Source organism: Ilyomonas limi (assembly GCF_005233845.1).
Lineage (GTDB): Bacteria > Bacteroidota > Bacteroidia > Chitinophagales > Chitinophagaceae > Ilyomonas > Ilyomonas limi.
The window spans coordinates 47789-62763 of sequence record NZ_SZQL01000017.1; the positions used below are offsets into that span (position 1 = coordinate 47789).

Below are 14975 nucleotides of genomic sequence, written 5' to 3' on the forward strand. Positions count from 1 at the left end.
AGACACGAACCTGAGCAGATAAAAGGTATTTCAAAAAGAGCCATTTCCCGAAAATTAAATCAAATCACACATTAATGCTGCATCTTGTTCCTACACCGCTTGGCAACTTAAAAGACATTACCTTACGTGCTATCGAGGTATTGCAAAGTGCCGATGTAATATTGTGCGAGGACACGCGTACTTCTTCCAAATTGCTGCAGCATTACAACATACAAAAACCGCTTTCCCCGTATCATCAACATAACGAACACAAAATTTTACAACATTTGATTGACCAGTTGTCAGGAGGAAAACATTTTGCACTTATCACCGATGCGGGTACACCTGGCATTTCTGATCCGGCTTTTTTATTGGTACGGGAATGTATAAAAAACGACATTAAAGTTGAATGTTTGCCTGGCGCTACTGCATTCGTGCCGGCATTGGTCAATAGCGGATTGCCAATTAATCGTTTTGTGTTTGAAGGCTTTTTACCCCTTAAAAAAGGGCGGCATACTTTGCTTACCAAACTGGCTGAAGAAGAGCGCACGATGGTTTTGTACGAAAGCCCTATACGTCTTGTAAAAACATTAGCGGAATTGATTACTTATTTTGGGGCAGAACGGCAATGCAGCATCAGCCGAGAGTTGACGAAACTATTTGAAGAAAATAAAAGGGGCACCTTACAGGAAGTGCATGATTATTTTAAACAAAAAGATGTAAAAGGCGAGATCGTAATAGTGGTGCAAGGAAAAGCATAATGTAGTAAAAAATACGGCAACTATATCCAACCATCCGTTCACCTAAAACCATCATATATTGATAAAAAAATACGTCGGTCTTTCCCTATTAATCCCGCGGCAAAAACATTACTACAAAACCATACTAAATTATCAACACTTTATACCAGCAAAATTCACTTGTGCTACCAGTAATTGTAGCAAAAGGAATAATGGAAAGATTTTAGCTATGAATACAGTTAAGGCTGTTACTTTAAAAATACTATTATGGTAATAAACAAAAGAAAGATTGCCAGTTAGGTTATTTTTAAAATACATAAAAAGCAAAGCGATTCAGCATGTTATTCGCAGTAAACAAAGATTGTCCTCATAGCGAAGCTTTGTAAATAAATGATTTATGGCTGAGAATGAAAAACACTGGTATGCTGTGTACACCCGCCCAAGATCGGAGAAAAGAGTAGATACATTGCTGCAAAAGAAATTTATTGAAAGCTGGTGCCCCCTGCAAAAAGTAGTGCGGCAATGGAGCGACAGAAAGAAAACAATACTGCAACCGCTTTTTACATCGTATGTGTTTGTGCATGTTACCGGGCGGCAGCGCATTGAAGTATTACAGACCGATGGTGTACTCAACTATGTACATTATTTAGGCAAGCCGGCCATCATTAAAGACGAAGAAATTCAGCTCATCAAATCGTACCTTCAGGAAGGAGAAGCAGCTATTACTACGCAATCGTGGGAGTCGCTGGAAGAAGATATAAAAGTACAGATCACACAAGGTGTTTTTATACAAAATACGGGAACCATTATAAAGAGTGGTAAAAAAACATTGTATGTAAGACTGGAAAGTTTAGGACAGGTAATGGTCGTAGAATTTCCGGTGCAGCATGTAAAATCCGTTTAGCATAGAAAAAACTTTGAGCAACAGGTGCTGAATTAATATAATTTAGTACGTACTGCTTGTGACTTGCAGTTTGAACATTAAAGCTTACATAATGATTTTAGGAACAATATGCTGCATAGGCAACAACAAAGACATGGCAGATAAAAGTGCGTTGCTGCTGAATGATAAGCCACTCATTGCTTATACTATAGAGACTACGCATCAATGCAGTATGCTGGATGATGTAATTGTATCTACCGGTAGTGAGGACATTGCAGCAACAGCTATCCAATGCCATGCAAAAGTCCCTTTTATGCTTCCAGCTCCATTGGCAATGGAGGGGTCATCTAAGTGGCCGGTATTATTACATGTTTTAGAAAAATATGAAAAGGAATTTGGGAAAGAAGTCAGCTATATCGTGGATATGGATGTCACCGTTCCGTTTAAAACGGCAGCAGATATAGATGGTGCTGTTAAAATGGCTTTGCAGCACCCCGAAACAGATGTCGTAATTACCGGCTATCATTCCCGAAGGAATCCGTATTTAAACATGGTAGAATTAACAAAGAAAGGCTATGTTGAAATAGTGAAGAAATTGGATGAACCCGTTGTTAGGTGGCAGGATGCACCTACAGTATTCAGCCTTTCGAATGCTGCATTTGTAATAAAAAAGTCAGCATTATACAACTACTCGCACTGGAGTCAGGCAGTATGCAGGGTATATGAGATACATAGCAAAAGAGCGTTGGATATTGATGAAGAAACAGACTATGAATTGATAAAATTTTTACTCAGCCGCCATCCATCTTTTGAATAGCATACGGTAGCTATTTTTAACTTAGATATTACGTTGTATTGATCAATTATTGAAATACCTTACGCAAATGACAGTGGCTAAAAACTAAAGCTCTAATGATTTTGTCGTCGCAAAGTCTTTGCTAAACCAAGCATATATTTCTCAGTATAAAACATGACTTCAAACATTTCCTTTGCTATCGTTGGATGCGGCAATATTGGTCAACGACATGCATTGCACATAAATAACTTTGCAAAGCTTGCTGCCGTTTGTGATATTGATATTGCTAAGGCAACAGCCTTGGGTAATCAATACCATGTAAATAAGTACTTCTCTTTAGAAGAATTATTAGTAAATGAACCAGCAGTAGAGGTAATAGCTATTTGCACGCCTAATGGTTTACATGCACCCCAAACAATTGAGTGTTTAAAAGCTGGCCATCATGTAGTATGTGAGAAGCCAATGGCAATACATATGCCGGACGGTAAACAAATGATTGCAGCAAGCGAACAATACAATAAGTACTTATTTATTGTAAAACAAAACCGTTTTAACAAAGCCGTTGCCGAAGTAAAGAAAGCTTTAATGCAAAATGCGCTTGGCACTATTTTAAGCTTTCAAATAAATTGCTTTTGGAATAGAGATGAAGCGTATTACCGCAATAGCTGGCATGGCACGAGAGACCTGGACGGTGGCACATTATTTACACAATTCAGCCATTTTATTGATATACTCTACTGGCTGCTTGGCGATGTAAAAGAAGTGCAATCCTATTTACAAAACCGGGCACACCCATCGGGCATTGCTTTTGAAGATACCGGTGCAGTCATCCTGCACATGCAAAGTGGCGCCATAGGCACATTAAATTATACAGTTAATACTTATAAAGAAAATATGGAAGGCTCATTTACCTTGTTCGGAGAAAAAGGAACCATAAAAATTGGTGGACAATACCTCAATATTATTCAATATCAAAACATTCAGGATTATGTTTTACCTGTGGTAAATGAACATGGCAAAGCTAATGATTACGGTACTTACAAGGGTAGCATGAGCAACCATGATAAAGTATATCAGAATGTATTGGATGTATTGCAAAACGGCGCTGCTATCAGCACCAATGCCCATGAAGGTTTAAAGACCGTGGAAATTATTGAAAGAATATATGCGGCTAATCTTTTGAATATATAATAAGTACTTTATACTACAGCAGATTTATTAAGCCTGTTGCCCCAGAACGACTTTACTCCTGCAGAAGGATAGCCTTTAAATTCAGTTAAAATATACTCTCCTATTTCTACCAGCCATTACAATTAACAACCCCTCTCGCTTCATTTATGTATGTTTGCGGATATGCTATCCCTCTTCCGGTCTTCCAAAGTAGCACCCGATTTATCCTTTATTGGCGCCGACATGCACTCGCATCTGCTGCCAGGCTTAGATGATGGTTTAAAAACAATGGATGAAACCATTGCCTTCATCAAAGAATTGCACGGCTTGGGTTATCAAAAGTTCATCTGCACACCACATATTATTGCAGACCTGCATCCCAACAGCCCGGCAACTATTTTGCCGCGTCTGGAAGAAGTAAAAAGGGCTTTGCGGGAGCAAAACATACCAGTGCAAATTGACGCCGCAGCAGAATATATGGTGGATATAGACTTTGAAAACAGTATTAAAAGAGGAGACCAACTACTCACGCTTTGCGATAAATACATCCTTATCGAGATGAGTTATATTGCGCCATCCCCCAACATGGAGCAGGTGATTTTTGAACTGAATATGAAGGGTTTAAAACCCATTATTGCACATCCCGAGCGTTACCTCTATTATCATAACGATTTTGCAAAATACCAGCGCCTTATAGACCTCGGTGCTGTATTGCAGGTCAATTTGCTTTCGCTGTTGGGCTATTATGGAAAGGGTGTAAAAATCGTTGCTGAAAAACTGATTAAGCAAGATATGATACAGTTTGCCGGCACCGATATGCACCATACCAACCACCTCAATGCCTTGCAGGAATTGGCAGCTAAAAAAAGTTTTCACACCCTTTTAACCGGAGCCAATTTGCTTAACAAAACACTCCTGTAAACAGTTACGGGTAGCACTTCTTTTTAATGCCCGTAGTTCCGCCTTGCATTCATTTCGCTTTGCGCAGCATACATTTGTATAAACAAAATTGCTCCGCTGATGAAAAGAAAAATAGTTACACTCTTGCTCTGCACTGCTTGTTTTTCGTATGCGAATAGTCAGCCGCCTCATGTGACTAATAAAACAGCTTTCATCAATAACCTGATGAGTAAAATGACCATTGATGAAAAGATAGGTCAGCTCAATCTGGTAACGCCCGGCGGCGCTGTTACCGGCTCGGTAGTGAGCCAGGATGTGGATGATAAAATCCGCAACGGTTTGGTAGGCGGTTTATTTGGCATTACCGGTCCTACGGCTGTGCGGCAGGCACAGGATATTGCTGTAAAAAACAGCCGTTTGCATATTCCCTTACTCTTCGGGCTCGATGTGATTCATGGCCATCGTACTATTTTTCCAATACCATTGGGTTTATCCTGTAGCTGGGATACTGCACTGATAGAACAAAGTGCAGCCATTGCCGCCAAAGAAGCTACTGCTGATGGGCTCAACTGGGCTTTTTCGCCAATGGTAGATATTGCCCGCGACCCACGCTGGGGACGTGTGGCAGAAGGCAGCGGCGAAGACCCTTATCTGGGCAGCAAAATTGCAGCCGCTATGGTGCGCGGCTATCAGGGCAGTAATTACGACAGCGCCATACACCTGATGGCCTGCGTAAAGCATTTTGCACTATATGGCGCTGCCGAAGCCGGCCGGGATTACAACACAGTGGATATGAGCCGTATTAAAATGTATGAATACTACCTGCCGCCATACAAAGCTGCTGTGGATGCCGGTGTAGGCAGTGTGATGAGCTCTTTTAATGAAATAGATGGCATACCCGCAACGGCAAATAAATGGCTGCTCACCGATTTACTGCGTAAGCAGTGGGGTTTTAAGGGTATTGTTGTGTCAGATTATACTGCCGTAAGCGAAATGATTGCACATGGATCAGGCGATTTGCAAACCGTATCGGCCTTAGCTTTAAAAGCAGGCCTGGATATGGACATGGTAAGCGAAGGTTTCCTCACCACATTGAAACAATCGCTGAAAGAAGGCAAAGTAACAGAGCAGCAAATAAATGTGGCTTGCCGTAGGATACTGGAGGCAAAATACGACCTTGGCTTATTTGCCAATCCCTATCGGTTTTTGGATGAAAGCCGCGTATTGCGCGATATAATGACCGATGAAAACCGGGCTGCTGCCAGAAATTATGCCGCCCATGCCTGTGTATTATTAAAAAATACCAACGGTGTTTTACCCTTAAAGAAAAGCGGCACTATCGCATTAATTGGTCCCTTAGCCCAAAGCCAGCGTAATATGCTGGGCACCTGGAGCGTGTCGGGCGATTGGCAAAAATCGGTAACTATCGACAGTGGTATGAGATATGTGGGTGGTGACAGCGTGAATATTATTTATGCAAAAGGTACCAACATTTCGGATGATACAGCATTTGCAAAAAGAGTGAATGCTTTTGGCGAAGAAATAAGCATAGACCAGCGCACGCCGCAGGAAATGCTGGATGAGGCGGTAAACATAGCTAAAAACGCTGATGTAATAGTTGCAGCTTTGGGCGAAGCTGCCGATATGACCGGCGAATCATCGAGCATGACTGATATTAGCTTGCCCGAAAGCCAGCAAACGTTATTAAAAGCTCTGGTAGCTACCGGTAAACCAGTGGTGGTGGTATTAATGAATGGCAGGCCAATGACATTAACCTGGGAAGACGAACATGTAGCTGCCATTGTGGATGCGTGGTTTGGCGGCACTGAAGCAGGCAACGGCATTGCCGATGTGTTGTTTGGCAACTACAATCCTTCGGGAAAAATAACCATGACTTTTCCGCGCAATGTGGGGCAAATTCCCATTTATTACAACCACAAAAACACAGGTCGCCCCTACATAGAAGGACAAGGCACCAAGTTTAAAAGCGATTATCTGGATGTAACCAACGATCCGTTGTATCCTTTTGGTTATGGCTTAAGTTATACCACTTTCAGCTATTCTGATGTAAGCCTCGATAGCAATACTATAAGCGGTAATCAAACATTAAAAGCAACCGTTACGGTTACCAATACCGGTGCTGTTGCCGGCGAAGAAACAGTGCAACTGTACATTGGCGACCCGGTAGCAAGTGTAACGCAGCCGGTGAAGAAATTAAAGGGTTTTCAAAAAATAATGCTGCAACCCGGCGAAAGTAAACAGGTAATATTTAATATTACCTCTGACGATTTGAAGTTTTACAACAGCGATTTGAAGTATGTTTTTGAACCAGGTACATTTATTATCCATATCGGACCAAATTCGCGCGACGTAAAATCGGCAATGGTGAACTGGGATAAATAATTAAGTAAGCTGCAAGTAGGATGCTTAGAACTAAATGTACATTGTGAAATAGAATCAGACTTTTTGAAACCATATAGGCGCGAAGAACACTCGCAAGCACCAAGTGTTTTAGAAAATAAAAGGCTCAGAACCTTCAAAAGTTCTGAGCCTTTTTCATGCGCTTTTATTACACTTTATATAACCCGATTTATATCCTCTCAAACAACCAGTTGCTAAAGTCCTTTACCGTATAAAACAATTCATCCGGCTGTAATGCTTTTAAGCTTTCGGGCGCTGTAGTTTCGGCCCACGCTGCCGCAACTACCGGAATGCCTGCTTTTCTGCTTGCAATAATATCGCTGGGCGCATCACCAACATACAATGCTTCCTCTTTTTGTACTTCTTTAAATGCCTCCAGAATTAATTGGATACCATTTGCCTTTTGTGGTCCTGCGGGTGAGCCGGTTTCAATTATTTCAAAGAAAGGTGTCAACTCAAAATGTTTTAAAGAAATAGCAGTGCTGTGTTTGCCTTTGCCCGTAACCATGGCAATACGCACACCTTTACCTTGCAACATTTTCAATACTTCTTTAATACCATCAAATGGCAGTGGACACATCTCGTGCAAACTTTCGTAATGATGTAAGTAATCTGCTATGCCCTTATCGTAATGCCCGGGAGCTAAAGCCATAATAGTTCCCTCTTCAGAAGGTCCGAAAGTGGCGATGATTTCAGCATCAGTAATTGTATGTTTTATTAATGGCTCTATTGATTGGCGAAATGCTTCAATACAAAGTGGTAAGGTGTTTGCCAATGTTCCATCAAGGTCAAAAATGACTGCTTTTATTGTAGGCATTTGTTTTATAATAATGGTTGTTTATAGATGCAATGGATAAAAAGTGCTGTACTTGTAAGTTATTTTTTGGCAACATAAACAAAAAGGGATTAGTTACAAAACAGATGCAGGTAGTAAAAAGGTAAAGCTTTATTAGCACACTGTTAAAGGCTTATTTTTTTGGAGTACATTTCAAACAGTCGCATTGATTTTATCTATTATCTAAAGATGCAATTGTAGGTTACAGGCAAAAGACCTTACAATCTTATTAAAAAGATAGAAAATAAGGCTGTAGAGTGTGACTATGTAAGAGCAGCAGATAAAATTTGATAGCGCAAAAGCCTGAATTGTTTACATTCTGCATTATCCATTGAGCATCGTAACAAATTCATTTACTTAACTTTGAAATATTCGGTATTCTACAAATACGCCCTGGTGCTGATCTGTATTTTTATTAAATAAACCGGTAGCAGATGATAAGAGTTATTACAATGTATTTAATGGTTGTATTGTTTTGTTCGGGTTGTGGCTTGAGAGCCCGTGAAGAAGCGGTACAGAAGAAAGAAGACGAGCTGGCGCAAAGAGAGCAACAACTCTCGTTAAGAGAAAAATCGCTGGCTTTAAGAGAGGAAGAGGTGCTGGAGCTAAAGCAAAAGCTGGACAGCGTTAAAACAAAAACCGATACGGCATTGGTGTACAACCAACAGCTTATTGGCGAGTGGAATGTGAAGATGACCTGCACCGAAACAACTTGTCCCGGCTCGGCGGTGGGCGATACAAAAACAGAAACCTGGAATATTGGTTACGATAGCAGTTTTATTGTTGCAAAAGCAATTGCCAGCGATAAACTGGTAAGAGTATATACCGGCAGCTACGACGGTAATATGCTCACGCTTACTGAAAACATAACAGATGCCCCCACAGAACCAGCAACCAAAATGACTATACGTCTCACGCTGACCGGCAACGATACAATGGAAGGTCAGCGGGAAATAGTGCGGGAGAATGATTGCAGAATTATATATAGCCTGCAATTGAGCAAACAAAAGTCATCATCCAAATAAATTTTTTGCATGGTATTATTAGCCGATTTGAATTTTGATTTGCCATTGCGCAATCCTGTTATAATATTTTCGCTCGTATTGTTTATTATACTGTTTGCTCCTATTTTATTTAATAAAATAAAGGTGCCACATATAATAGGATTGATACTGGCAGGCGTAATTGTGGGACCGTATGGCTTAAACCTGTTACGCAGAGATAGCAGTATTGTATTGTTTGGAACAGTAGGCTTGCTGTATATCATGTTTTTAGCCGGACTGGAAATAGATCTCACCGAGTTTAAAAAAAACAGAAATAAAATTATCGTATTTGGCATTACTACTTTTTTGCTGCCGCTCACATTTGGCACGTTGGCAAGCTATTATATATTGGGCTATGGCCTTTTGTCGTCTATCCTGCTGGCAAGTATGTTTTCTACACACACGCTTATTTCGTATCCTATTGCCAGCCGCTTTGGCATTACCAAAAACAGAGCCGTTACGCTTACCATTGGCGGAACGATGATAACCGATATTTTTGCTTTATTAATATTAGCAGCCGTTTCGGGCATGACCAAAGAAGAAGTTACTTCTTCGTTCTGGATTACATTGGGCATATCTACCCTGGTTTTTGTACTTATTGTTTTTCTTGTTTTTCCATATATCATCCGCTGGTTTTTCAAGAAATTTGATGATGCGGTATCGCAATACATTTTTGTGCTGGCTATTGTTTTTCTTTCTGCTTTTTTAGCCGAAGCCGCAGGTATAGAAGCCATTATTGGCGCTTTTTTTTCGGGGCTGGTGTTAAACAGGTTTGTACCGCACACTTCGCCGCTGATGAACCGTATAGACTTTGTAGGTAATGCTTTATTTATTCCTTTTTTTCTCATCAGTGTAGGTATGCTGGTAGATGTAACGGTGCTGGTAAAAGGATGGGGAGCACTGCGCGTAGCGGGCGTGATTGTAGTAGTAGCCATCAGCACAAAATATGTGGCAGCCCGCATTACCCAAAAAGCATTCAAACTACTACCGGCAGAAGGCAATATGATTTTTGGATTAAGCACCTCCCATGCTGCGGCTACGCTGGCAATTATACTGGTAGGCTACAATATTATCATTGGCGAAGCGCCCAATGGCGATCCTATCAGGCTACTGAATGAAGATGTATTGAATGGTACTATTTTGCTTATATTAATAAGTTGCGCCATCAGTTCCTTTGTGGTTGAAAGAGCAGCAAGACAGCTTGTATTAACCAATGACGATGAAGCAAAAGATAACACGGCGGCACAACAACGTATTTTGATTTCGCTGGCTTACCCGCACAATGTAACAGAACTGGTGGATATAGGACTGATGATGAAAGGCAAAAAAAGCACTACCGCTTTGTATGTACTGCATGTGGTAAGCGATGAAGATAATAACGAAAAAGCAGAACCTGCAGGTAAAAAGCTGCTGGACAAAGCAGTAAAGCAGGCGGCCGCTGCAGAAGTAGTGCTGCAACCTATTACGCGCTACGATACCAACATTAGTAATGGTATTATTTACACCATTAAAGAGCAAAACATTACCGATCTGATCATCGGGCTGCATCGTGGCGAAGATGATAAAAAAGATTTTTTCGGTGCTATTACCGAAAGAATTATCAAGCGTATTTACGAAACCATTTTTATCTACAATCACGTTCAGCCACTAAATACTATCAAAAGAATAGTAACAGTTGTAACGCCCAAAGCGGAAACTGAACCCGGCTTTACACACTGGTTGCTGAAGATAATGACCATTGCCAAAGAAGCCGGATTGACACTATCGTTTTATGCTGCGGCCGAAACAATAGTAGAGTTAAAACAGTTTCAGAAAAATGCAGGCGAAAATATTCCTGCCGTGTATACCCTCTTTCACAATTGGGACGATTTTTTGATTTTGAGCTCTTACTTAAAGCAAAACGATTTGTTTGCAATTGTTACCTCCCGTAAAGGATATGCTTCTTATCAAACAGCATTGGAAAAATTGCCCTATTATTTAAAGATCTATTTTGCTAACCAATCTTACCTGCTTATTTATCCTAAGCAGGTAGAACAAGGCATTAAGATGGATGACGTGCAATATGTAGACAGTTCGCTGGCAGAAACAGTAACTGAAAAAGTACAGGTGCTTAAAAAACCGGGCGATTTGTTGAGAGAATTATTCAGGCGAAAAAAGTAGAGGATTGCCCATTTAGCACATTATCAACTACACTACTATACTTTCCGGCGGGTGGAAACGCCCGGCGGTTAATTTATTATCATTATTTAATATTGGGCAATAAGTACAACACCAGCAGGATGCTGCCAATCAAAATGCTCAGCGTAAGTAAAGCAGACAGCCATTTGGAAGGGAAATAAGAATTGTTGTTCAACTGCTTTTCTATATTTAAATATCTGATGAAAGCCAGCATTGCCAAAATTGCGCCTAAAGCTACCATAATAACGCCTGTGATTGCCGAATAGCCTTTGCCCGGAATGGCTACCTTACCGCCCAGTGCCACCGATAATTGCCTGATAAACAAAGCAAATTTTACAATCACAAAGCCAAAGCCCATCAGTGCAATGCTGGTACGTATCCATGCCAAAAAAGTACGTTCATTAGCAAGGTGGTCGGTAGGTCCGGCCGGTTTTCTTTCTTTCTCGTTGTCTTTATTATCCATGCTTCTTTTTGCCTACGCATGCAAATACAATACCTACCGGCACAATAAGCAATTTGCATGTTTTGTGAGAAAAATACCAGATTCAAAAAAAGGTACTGATTATTATTCTAAATAGCCAAACTTTCCTTTATTATAATCGTCGAATGCCTGCATTAATTCTGCATTTGTGTTCATTACAAAAGGTCCGTGTGCAGCAATAGGTTCGTTAATGGATTCCCCGCTTAAAATTAAAACAATTGAATTTTCTTGTGCTTTAACAGTAAACGTTTCTCCATCATTTTCAAAAAGTACAAAATGGTCGGCAGGTACTTCTTCCGTTTCATTAATTATTACACTTCCTTCAACAACCAGCGCTGCGGTATTGTATTGTGGTGGAAAACTAAAGTCGGTCTTTGCTTCTTTATTCAACTTTGCATTTAACAAATGAACCGGCGTAAATGTGGAAGCTGAACCCTGAACATTTTTATATTGCCCGGCAATTACTTCAATTTCCCCGCTATTGTTTTCCAAAGTATAGCGATTGATTTGCTTGTTGGAAAGTGCCTGGTATTTTGGGTTCGACATTTTATCCTTTGCAGGCAGGTTTACCCAAAGTTGCACCATCTGAAAATCGCCCCCCTCTTTACTCCAGTTTTCTTCGTGGTATTCTTTATGCAACACGCCCGATGCTGCCGTCATCCATTGCACGTCTCCTTCTGCAATTACACCGCCGCCACCACTGCTATCCTGGTGTGCTACCCTGCCTTTATAGGCAATCGTCACTGTTTCAAATCCGCGGTGAGGATGTACACTAACGCCTCTTGGTTTATCGCTTGGAGTAAAGTAAAATTTCGAGTTATAATCCAGCATGATAAAAGGGTTCATTCGCTGCATATCCAAACGGTAACCGCCCGGGATAAAGTTGTGCACTCTAAAACCATCGCCTACATAGTGTGGCGCTCGTGGCGACATGACTAATTCTACATTTTTTATTGCCATAGTATTAAAATTTTCTACTGTAAAATTAGCAATCACAGCAAGCCTGTGCATTGATGTAAGGTAAGTAATTATCGCTTGAAATTTTTTGCAGCCAGGTCTTTTCTTACTCTGCTTAAACTTTCGGGGGTAATGCCTAAGTAAGACGCTACCATAGACTGTGGAACACGTAGCAGCAGGTTGGGATAAATTTTTATAAAATCCAGATAACGTTCTTCGGCAGTGGCACTTAACAGTTGGTTGATTCTGTTTTGCAAATGCCGGATATGGTTATGTAATAGCTTGTTGTTAAACTGGAGGAAAGATGTATTTTTTTGAGCTAATTGGGTGATAAAATTTTCATCGAGCAAAATAACACTGCTGTCTTCCAGTGCCTGAATAAAATAATGGGATGGCTGATTAAAATAAACACTTTCCCTATCGGCAACAAACCATGTCTCAGGTGCAAATTGAAGAATATGTTCTTTTCCCTTTTCGTCTATTGAATAGTATCTCAATAAACCCTGCTCTACATAAAAAGAATATTTACAAATTTCTCCCTGCCGCAGCAAAAAACTGCCTTTATCTACTTTCAGTAATTTACAATTTTCAATTAATGCCTCAATAGAGTGTTTGTCAATATCAATATTTGATGTCAGAAATGTGATTAACTTAAAGTCGTTCATTTTTAGGCGGCTCATTGTATCAGCACCAGCAGCAAAAATATACGTTACGCTTCACTTTTATTAATTTCCAACTTTCTCTTTTCTTCCATCTTTTTCTATGTTTTTTGTGTTTTCAAATGATAAATCCGCAATTAACTGCTATCAAATTATGGAATACTATTTGAAATTATACAGCGCATTTATCCATCTCAACATACGGCTATGATAGAAGATCTCTGGTATAAAAACGCTATTATTTACAGCCTCAACCTGGAAACCTATATGGATTTTAATGGCGACGGCGTAGGCGATTTTGAAGGGTTGGCGCGCCGGCTCGATTACCTTCATGCCCTGGGGGTAGATACGATATGGCTCGCTCCTTTTCAGCCCACACCCAACAGAGATAATGGCTACGATATCAAGGACTATTTTGGTGTTGCTCCGCGCTATGGCTCCAGTGGCGATTTTGTAGAGTTTATGCACCGTGCCAACAAGATGGGCTTCAAAGTAATATTCGACCTTGTTGTGAACCATACTTCCGATGAACATCCGTGGTTTCAGCAATCACGGAGCGATAAACATTCGCCGCAAAGAGACTGGTATGTATGGAGTAAAGAAAAGCCTGCCAATATACACGATGGCGTTGTTTTTCCGGGTGTACAAAAATCTACCTGGACGTACGATAAAAAAGCAAAGGCTTATTATTTTCATCGCTTCTATCATTTTCAGCCCGACCTGAATATGGATAATGAAGATGTGCGTACCGAAGTGCGCCGCATTATGGGTTATTGGCTACAGCTGGGTATTGCCGGCTTTCGCATAGATGCATTGCCTTTTATGATAGAATCCAAAACGCCGGAAAGCAAGTATGAAAAGCATTTTGAATACCTGCAGGATATGCGCCGTTTTATGCAATGGCGGCGTGGCGACGCCGTGTTTTTAGGGGAGGCAAATGTATTACCTAAGGATACGGAAAAGTACTTTGCAGACGGCGATGGCGTGCATCTGATGTTCAATTTTTATGTAAACCAACACATGTTTTACACACTGGCAACAGCAGATATTGCACCTTTAATTACAGCACTTAATCAAACCAAATCACTACCACCAACAGCCCAGTGGGCACAATTCCTGCGCAACCACGATGAGCTGGATTTGGGTAGGCTTACCGATGAACAGCGGCAAAAAGTATTCGATAAGTTTGGCCCTGATAAAAATATGCAGTTGTATGGGCGCGGCATTCGCCGGCGGCTGGCTTCTATGCTGGGCAACCACCAGCAGTTTAAGCTTGCTTACAGCTTAATGTTTTCGCTGCCCGGCACACCGGTCATTTATTATGGCGATGAAATAGGAATGGGTGAAGATTTAAGCCTTGAAGAACGTGCGCCCGTACGCACCCCTATGCAATGGTCTGATGATTACCAGGCTGGATTTTCCACCGCTAAAAAATTGGTATTACCTGTTATTGAAGATGGCGCGTATGGGTATCAGCATGTAAATGTAGAAGCGCAACGACGCGATCCGGATTCGCTTTTAAACTGGATAACTGCGTTGATTCGTCTGCGGAAAGAATGTCCGGAGATTGGTTGGGGCGAATGGGAAATAATAGATGTGCATAATAATGCCGTGTTGTGCATCTGCTATTTTTGGAAAGGCAATTCTTTATTAATACTGCACAATTTTGATGAGAAGCAGTATGAGATACAATTGAAGCTGGCGAATAAAAAGTCGGGACAGCTTATAGACTTGCACAAAAACGTAACCTCCAATGCAGACGAAAATGGTGTGTACAAGATAATCGTAGAGGCATATTACTACCGTTGGTTCCGCGTAGGCGATCTTACGCATTTGCTGCACCGTGGTAAGCAGTGATATTACTACACTTAAGGCTCCGGCTACTGTTTGGAAGCGGTAAAAGTTAATTTATATTCTGCATGAAACTTTGTGT

General features: G+C 40.9%; 13 protein-coding genes. 9 read left to right on the forward strand and 4 right to left on the reverse strand.

The genetic code is table 11. The features are described 5' to 3' along the window. Positions 1-74 precede the first annotated feature (74 nt). The 6 genes from rsmI to bglX all read left to right on the forward strand — a co-directional run bounded on the left by rsmI (position 75) and on the right by bglX (position 6871). The gene (gene rsmI / locus FC093_RS18515; RefSeq protein ID WP_137263301.1) at positions 75-740 is read left to right on the forward strand and encodes a 16S rRNA (cytidine(1402)-2'-O)-methyltransferase; all 666 of its coding nucleotides are present in this window, start codon (positions 75-77) and stop codon (positions 738-740) included. 376 nt (positions 741-1116) lie between these two features. Then, positions 1117-1623: a UpxY family transcription antiterminator gene (locus tag FC093_RS18520; protein WP_137263302.1), complete on the forward strand. Its 507-nt coding sequence runs from the start codon at positions 1117-1119 to the stop codon at positions 1621-1623. 91 nt (positions 1624-1714) lie between these two features. Beyond that, positions 1715-2419, forward strand: a complete 705-nt coding sequence (locus FC093_RS18525; protein WP_137263303.1) for an acylneuraminate cytidylyltransferase family protein — start codon at positions 1715-1717, stop codon at positions 2417-2419. A 153-nt stretch (positions 2420-2572) separates the two neighbouring features. Further along, positions 2573-3589: a Gfo/Idh/MocA family protein gene (locus tag FC093_RS18530; RefSeq protein WP_137263304.1), complete on the forward strand. Its 1017-nt coding sequence runs from the start codon at positions 2573-2575 to the stop codon at positions 3587-3589. A 162-nt stretch (positions 3590-3751) separates the two neighbouring features. Then, positions 3752-4489: a tyrosine-protein phosphatase gene (locus FC093_RS18535; RefSeq protein WP_137263347.1), complete on the forward strand. Its 738-nt coding sequence runs from the start codon at positions 3752-3754 to the stop codon at positions 4487-4489. Positions 4490-4588: 99 nt separating this feature from the next. Continuing rightward, the gene (bglX, locus tag FC093_RS18540) at positions 4589-6871 is read left to right on the forward strand and encodes a beta-glucosidase BglX (RefSeq protein ID WP_137263305.1); all 2283 of its coding nucleotides are present in this window, start codon (positions 4589-4591) and stop codon (positions 6869-6871) included. Between the two features lie 187 nt (positions 6872-7058). Here the strand turns inward: bglX and FC093_RS18545 are convergent, their stop codons facing one another. Beyond that, complete coding sequence (locus FC093_RS18545; RefSeq protein WP_137263306.1) at positions 7059-7706, reverse strand: HAD family hydrolase; 648 nt, start codon at positions 7704-7706, stop codon at positions 7059-7061. Positions 7707-8158: 452 nt separating this feature from the next. On the opposite strand from FC093_RS18545, the gene FC093_RS18550 reads away from it, so the two are divergent. Beyond that, positions 8159-8749, forward strand: a complete 591-nt coding sequence (locus FC093_RS18550) for a hypothetical protein (protein WP_137263307.1) — start codon at positions 8159-8161, stop codon at positions 8747-8749. Between the two features lie 9 nt (positions 8750-8758). Next, positions 8759-10927 (forward strand): cation:proton antiporter, encoded by a 2169-nt coding sequence (locus tag FC093_RS18555; RefSeq protein ID WP_137263308.1) that lies wholly within the window; start codon positions 8759-8761, stop codon positions 10925-10927. A gap of 82 nt (positions 10928-11009) precedes the next feature. Here the strand turns inward: FC093_RS18555 and FC093_RS18560 are convergent, their stop codons facing one another. The 3 genes from FC093_RS18560 to FC093_RS18570 form a co-directional block, all read right to left on the reverse strand. Next, the gene (locus tag FC093_RS18560; protein ID WP_137263309.1) at positions 11010-11408 is read right to left on the reverse strand and encodes a YidH family protein; all 399 of its coding nucleotides are present in this window, start codon (positions 11406-11408) and stop codon (positions 11010-11012) included. A 102-nt stretch (positions 11409-11510) separates the two neighbouring features. Further along, positions 11511-12386, reverse strand: a complete 876-nt coding sequence (locus tag FC093_RS18565; protein ID WP_137263310.1) for a pirin family protein — start codon at positions 12384-12386, stop codon at positions 11511-11513. Between the two features lie 68 nt (positions 12387-12454). After that, on the reverse strand, positions 12455-13048 hold the full coding sequence (locus tag FC093_RS18570; protein WP_137263311.1) for a Crp/Fnr family transcriptional regulator: 594 nt from the start codon (positions 13046-13048) through the stop codon (positions 12455-12457). Positions 13049-13249: 201 nt separating this feature from the next. Between FC093_RS18570 and FC093_RS18575 the strand changes: the two genes are divergently transcribed. Continuing rightward, a complete protein-coding gene (locus tag FC093_RS18575) occupies positions 13250-14899 on the forward strand; it encodes an alpha-amylase family protein (protein WP_137263312.1) in 1650 nt (549 codons plus the stop codon). The last annotated feature ends 76 nt before the right edge of the window (positions 14900-14975 follow it).

What these genes read in the sequence shown, in the direction of transcription:
- rsmI (WP_137263301.1), top strand. Translation starts at nt 75, where the DNA reads ATGCTGCATCTTGTTCCTACACCGCTTGGCAACTTAAAAGACATTACC.
- FC093_RS18520 (WP_137263302.1), top strand. Translation starts at nt 1,117, where the DNA reads ATGGCTGAGAATGAAAAACACTGGTATGCTGTGTACACCCGCCCAAGA.
- FC093_RS18525 (WP_137263303.1), top strand. Translation starts at nt 1,715, where the DNA reads ATGATTTTAGGAACAATATGCTGCATAGGCAACAACAAAGACATGGCA.
- FC093_RS18530 (WP_137263304.1), top strand. Translation starts at nt 2,573, where the DNA reads ATGACTTCAAACATTTCCTTTGCTATCGTTGGATGCGGCAATATTGGT.
- FC093_RS18535 (WP_137263347.1), top strand. Translation starts at nt 3,752, where the DNA reads ATGCTATCCCTCTTCCGGTCTTCCAAAGTAGCACCCGATTTATCCTTT.
- bglX (WP_137263305.1), top strand. Translation starts at nt 4,589, where the DNA reads ATGAAAAGAAAAATAGTTACACTCTTGCTCTGCACTGCTTGTTTTTCG.
- FC093_RS18545 (WP_137263306.1), bottom strand. Translation starts at nt 7,706, where the DNA reads ATGCCTACAATAAAAGCAGTCATTTTTGACCTTGATGGAACATTGGCA.
- FC093_RS18550 (WP_137263307.1), top strand. Translation starts at nt 8,159, where the DNA reads ATGATAAGAGTTATTACAATGTATTTAATGGTTGTATTGTTTTGTTCG.
- FC093_RS18555 (WP_137263308.1), top strand. Translation starts at nt 8,759, where the DNA reads ATGGTATTATTAGCCGATTTGAATTTTGATTTGCCATTGCGCAATCCT.
- FC093_RS18560 (WP_137263309.1), bottom strand. Translation starts at nt 11,408, where the DNA reads ATGGATAATAAAGACAACGAGAAAGAAAGAAAACCGGCCGGACCTACC.
- FC093_RS18565 (WP_137263310.1), bottom strand. Translation starts at nt 12,386, where the DNA reads ATGGCAATAAAAAATGTAGAATTAGTCATGTCGCCACGAGCGCCACAC.
- FC093_RS18570 (WP_137263311.1), bottom strand. Translation starts at nt 13,048, where the DNA reads ATGAACGACTTTAAGTTAATCACATTTCTGACATCAAATATTGATATT.
- FC093_RS18575 (WP_137263312.1), top strand. Translation starts at nt 13,250, where the DNA reads ATGATAGAAGATCTCTGGTATAAAAACGCTATTATTTACAGCCTCAAC.